This window comes from Actinoplanes sp. NPDC051633, assembly GCF_040681735.1.
GTDB lineage: Bacteria > Actinomycetota > Actinomycetes > Mycobacteriales > Micromonosporaceae > Actinoplanes.
This window is the reverse complement of sequence record NZ_JBFAZH010000707.1, coordinates 1-4,114: the sequence shown is the minus strand read 5'-3', so window position 1 is coordinate 4,114 and position 4,114 is coordinate 1. Positions and strand designations below refer to the sequence as shown.

Below are 4,114 nucleotides of genomic sequence, written 5' to 3'. Positions count from 1 at the left end.
ATAACCCCCTGATATGCTCCGACGCTTTATATAGAAAAGAAGATTCAACTAGGTAAAATCTCGATGCTGCTGCAGGACTTCGCCGACGGCCCCGAGCCCGACCGCGGCCTGCTCAACTACCGCCACGTGTCGGACAAGCTCGGCAGCACCCCCTGGTATCTGAGGCTGCTGCGGGACGGCGGCCCGGTCGCGCGCCGGCTCGCCCGGGTGATCAGCCTCTCCCGGTACGCCACCGATCTGCTCATCCGCGATCCGGAGGCGCTGCGGCTGCTGGCCAACGACACCGAGCTGCAACCCCGCCCGCGGGAGACGCTGATCGACGGGTTCGCCGCCGCCGCCGACCGGCACACCAGCGACCCCGAGAAGGCGATCGCCGCGGTCCGCGCCCAGCGCCGCCGTGAGCTGTTCCGGATCGCGTGCGCCGACATCCTCAGCCGCGCCGGCGACCTGGCCCCGGCGCAGCCACTCGATGTGGACGCGGTCGGCATCGCGCTCTCCGACGTCACCGACGCGACGCTGAACGCCGCGCTGAGCGTGGCCCAGCGCAGCCGCCCCGGGCCCGAGGACCTGCGGTTCGCGGTGATCGGCATGGGCCGGCTGGGCGGCTACGAGATGAGTTACCCGTCGGACGCGGATGTCCTGTTCGTGTACGAAGGCTCCTCCGACGGCGCGTCGGCGGCGGCACACAACATCGCCGAGGAGATGCGCCGGCTGCTCAACGCCCCCGCCCCCGACCCGGCGCTGGGCATCGACGCCGACCTGCGCCCCGAGGGCCGGCAAGGGCCGCTGGTGCGCAGCATCAACGCCTATCAGCAGTACTACGCCCGCTGGTCGAAGGTGTGGGAGTCGCAGGCGCTGCTCCGGGCCCGAGCCGTCTGCGGCGACGCCGAGCTGGGGCGTCGCTTCGAGGCCATCGCCGACGGGATGCGGTACCCCCGCGGCGGGCTCAGCCGCGAGCAGGTGACCGAGATCCGGCGGATCAAGGCGCGCGTGGAGACCGAGCGGCTGCCCCGGGGCGCCGACCCGAACACGCACACCAAGCTCGGCCGCGGCGGTCTGGCCGACGTGGAGTGGGCGGTGCAGCTGCTGCAGTTGCGGCACGCGTACGCGGTGCCGGAGCTGCGCCTGACGCGCACCTTGGAGGCGCTCACCGCCGCGCAGCGGGCCGGCCTGCTCGCGAAGGCGGACGCGTCGGCGATGGCGGCCGGCTGGACGCTGGCGGCCCGGGTCCGTAACGCGCTGACCCTGGTCCGTGGCCGGCCCACCGACCAGCTGCCCCGGCACGGCGTGGAGCTGGCCGGCGTGGTGCAGATCCTCGGCGGCGGCGACCCGGGCGAGTTCGTCGACTCGTACCTGCGGGTGGCGCGGCGCTCCCGCACGGCGATGGAGCGCGTGCTGTCCGCCTGACGTCACTCTCGATGGAGCAGGCTCGCGCCGACGGAACCGGTCAGCACATATTCTCCGGGGGTGATTCCGAGCCTCGCCTACGGCGTGTTCAGCAGACCCGGTGAGCGGCCGCGCGTGGGGGCGGCGGCCGGTGACCACATCGCCGACCTCAGCACCCTGCCGCTGGAGCACGCCGCCGACTTCGCCGAGCCGTCGCTCAACGCGTTTCTGGCCCGCGGGCGCCAGGCCTGGGACGACACCCACGCGGAGATCGACGATCTGCTCACGCGTACCCGGCCGACGCTGATCCCGGCCGCGCAGGTCTCGATGCACCTGCCCTTCGAGGTCGCCGACTACGTCGACTTCTACTCCTCCGAGCACCATGCCACGAACGTGGGCCGGATCTTCCGCCCGGACGGCGAAGCGCTCAGCCCGAACTGGCGGCACCTGCCGATCGGCTACCACGGGCGGGCGGGCACGGTGGTCGTCTCCGGCACGCCGATCCGCCGCCCCCACGGGCAGTTGGGCCCCGGCGAGTTCGGCCCCTCGCAGCGGCTCGACATCGAGGCCGAGGTCGGCTTCGTGGTGGGCACGCCGGCGCCCGAGGGGCGGGTCGCCACCGCGGACTTCGCCGAGCACGTCTTCGGCGTCGTGCTGGTCAACGACTGGAGTGCCCGCGACATCCAGCGCTGGGAGACCGTTCCGCTCGGCCCGTTCCTGGGCAAGAGCTTCGCCACCTCCATCTCGCCGTGGGTGGTGCCGCTCGCCGCGCTCGAGCACCTGCGGGTCGCGCCGCCGCCGGCCGATCCGCCGCTGCTGCCGTACCTCTCCGGCAGCGAGCCGTGGGGTCTGGACCTGGAGCTGACCGTGCGTCTCAACGGGACGGTGATCTCCCGGCCGCCGTTCCGGCACATGTACTGGACGGCGGCCCAGCAACTGGCGCACCTGACGGTGAACGGCGCGTCCCTGCGCACCGGAGATCTCTTCGCCTCCGGCACGGTGTCGGGACCGGAGCCGGACCAGCTCGGCTGCCTGCTCGAGCTCACCTGGAACGGTGAGCACCCGCTGACGCTCGACGACGGCACGCAACGCGCCTTCCTGGCCGACGGCGACGAGGTGGTCATCTCGGCGGCCGAGCTCGGCGAGGTCAGCGGGCGGATCGTCGGATGACGAAAACCCTGCGGATCAAGGGTACGGACGTCGGCACCTACGTCGTCGAGCCGGAGCTGGACATCCGGCTGGGGCCGCGGCCCTACCTGCATCCGGTGCGGACCCTCGGCGGTGTGCCGGTGACCGACGCGCTCTGCTTCGACCATCCGTGGCACCTGGGCGCGTCGCTGAGCATGGCCGACGTGAACGGCTGGAATCTGTGGGGTGGCCGCACCTTCGTCCGCGACGAGGGTTACGTGTGGCGCGACGATCACGGGCGGATCGTGCACGACCAGTGGCTGCCGATGGGCACCGGGGCGGAAGCACAGCAGGCTGGCCTGCGCGAGCGGCTGCGGTGGGAGGACGGCGACGGTCGCCTGCTGCTGGCCGAGGAGCGCCGGATCGCCGCCGAGGAGGCCCCGGTGGGCTGGCGGCTCACCGTCGAGTACCGCCTGACGGCGCCGGCGAGCGCTGTGGGGACGGTCGTTCTCGGCAGCCCGGCCACCAACGGCCGCACCGGCGGCGCCGGGTACGGCGGGTTCTTCTGGCGTGCCACCGAGGGCGCGGCCACGGCGTTCACCGCCGACGAGCGTGGCGACGTGAACGGCTCGGCCGCGCCGTGGGTCGGCTTGACGGTCGGTGGTGCGTACACCCTGATCTTCGAAGGTCTGTCACATGCCGACCGATGGTTCGTCCGGACCGGGGAGTATGCGGGAGTCTGCGCCGCGCTCGCCTTCAGCGACCCGCTGACCATCGAGGCCGGACAGACCCTGTCGCGGCGGGTCAGCGTGCTGGTGGCCGACGGCGTCCTCGGGGCAGGGGACGCCGCCGGCCTGGTGGGGGACGGTCGGTGAGGCGGATCTAGAGCGAGATCTTGCCCGCGCCGGCACCCGCCTGCACGATCGACTTCACGGCGGAGGCCGAGTCGAGCGGGTAGGAGTAGGGGATCGACGCGACGCTGCCGCCGGTCTGTCCGCTGCCCGAGTTCACCAGCAGGTTGTTGCGCGCGACGAGGCCGCCGACGCCGGAGTCGCCCTCACCGCGGTGGAACGGGTCGTCGACCCCCTCGAACGAGTTGGCCTCGACCAGCACGCCGGCGTTCTCGGTGGAGGCGACGCCGTACCCGCTGTTGTTGCGGTAGTAGTTGTTGTAGACGTGCACCGGGTTGCCGAAGCGGACCCGCGGGTGGCGCTGGGTGGAGCCGTCGAAGAAGTTGTGGTGGTAGGTCACCCGCAGGTGGCCGATGTCCTGGCTGCCGTTGTCGTCGCTGTGCCCGAGCAGCATCGACTTGTCGTGGTTGAAGACCCGGTTCCACGAGACGGTGACGAAGTCGGACCCGCGCTTGATGTCGACCGCGCCGTCGTGTCCGTTGCTGAAGGAGTTGTGGTCGATCCAGATGTTGGTGGCCGACTCCTGCACGTTGATGGCGTCGTCGTTCCAGTTGCGGAAGGTCACGTTGCGGATGATGACGTTCCGGTCGCCGTTGATGTTCAGCCCGCAGCCGACCAGCGCCGACCCGGCGTTGCCGATGATCGTCTTGTTGGACCGCACCCGGATCATGCCCGAGCACGAGATGGTG

General features: G+C 71.4%; 3 protein-coding genes and 1 pseudogene. 3 read left to right on the top strand and 1 reads right to left on the bottom strand.

Annotation, left to right across the window (positions count from 1 at the left end; translation table 11 throughout):
* Positions 1 to 63: 63 nt before the first annotated feature.
* The 3 genes and pseudogenes from AB0M20_RS30265 to AB0M20_RS30255 all read left to right on the top strand — a co-directional run.
* Positions 64 to 1,407: pseudogene (locus AB0M20_RS30265) on the top strand (bifunctional [glutamine synthetase] adenylyltransferase/[glutamine synthetase]-adenylyl-L-tyrosine phosphorylase); the annotation flags it as partial.
* A gap of 60 nt (positions 1,408 to 1,467) precedes the next feature.
* A complete protein-coding gene (fahA, locus tag AB0M20_RS30260; RefSeq protein WP_364303732.1) occupies positions 1,468 to 2,556 on the top strand; it encodes a fumarylacetoacetase in 1,089 nt (362 codons plus the stop codon).
* Positions 2,553 to 3,389: a PmoA family protein gene (locus AB0M20_RS30255; RefSeq protein ID WP_364303731.1), complete on the top strand. Its 837-nt coding sequence runs from the start codon at positions 2,553 to 2,555 to the stop codon at positions 3,387 to 3,389. Before fahA ends, AB0M20_RS30255 begins: the two co-directional genes overlap by 4 nt.
* Positions 3,390 to 3,396: 7 nt before the next feature.
* Here AB0M20_RS30255 and AB0M20_RS30250 read toward each other — a convergent pair.
* A partial coding sequence (locus tag AB0M20_RS30250) for a right-handed parallel beta-helix repeat-containing protein (RefSeq protein ID WP_364303729.1) occupies positions 3,397 to 4,114 on the bottom strand: 718 nt, incomplete at its 5' end.